At 71.0% G+C, this 793-nt stretch carries 1 protein-coding gene; it reads right to left on the reverse strand.

Going from position 1 to position 793, the window contains the following annotated elements:
- The coding region (locus POF73_RS45800; RefSeq protein WP_272125478.1) for an acyltransferase domain-containing protein at positions 1 to 793 on the reverse strand (793 nt) is incomplete at both ends.

Raw genomic sequence — 793 nt, forward strand, 5'->3', positions numbered from 1 at the left:
GGCATACGTCGGCAGCTCCACCCACGGCACTGCGGGGATGAGGCCCGACCAGTCCACGTCCGAGCCGCGAGTGAAGGCGGCGGCCACGGCGGCGACCACCGACCCGGCCTCCGCCCGGTCCTTGCGCAACGCCGGGACGAACAGCCGTCCTTCGTCGGCGACACAGTCCTGAGCGAGAGCGGTCAGGGTGCTGTCGGGGCCGAGTTCCAGGAAACGGGTGACGGTCTGCTCGGTGAGGGCGGCCATGGCGTCGGCGAAGCGCACCGTGCGGCGGACGTGCTCCACCCAGTAGCCCGGGGAGATCAGCTCGTCGGTGACGGGCGCACCAGTCACGGTGGAGACCAAGGGCAACTTCGGGCGCTCGTAGGAGAGTTGTTCCGCAACCGCGCGGAAGTCGTCGAGCATCGGCTCCATCAGCGGGGAGTGGAAGGCGTGGCTCACCCGCAGCGCCGTAACCTTCCGGTCCTGGCTGCGGAAGCGGTCCGCGATTTCCTCAACGGCCTCCGCCGCACCCGAGATCACCACCGACTGCGGCCCGTTGACGGCGGCGACGCCCACCCGGTCATCGAGCAGAGGCAGCACCTCGTCCTCGGCGGCCTGCAACGCCACCATCGCCCCGCCCGCCGGGAGCGCCTGCATCAGCCGACCCCGCGCCACCACCAGACGACACGCGTCCGCCAGCGACCACACACCCGCCACATGCGCCGCCGCCATCTCACCGATCGAATGACCGGCCAGCACATCCGGCCGAACCCCCCACGACTCCAGCAGCCGGAACAGCGCCACCTCCAGG

Source organism: Streptomyces sp. HD (genome assembly GCF_028369295.1).
GTDB lineage: Bacteria > Actinomycetota > Actinomycetes > Streptomycetales > Streptomycetaceae > Streptomyces.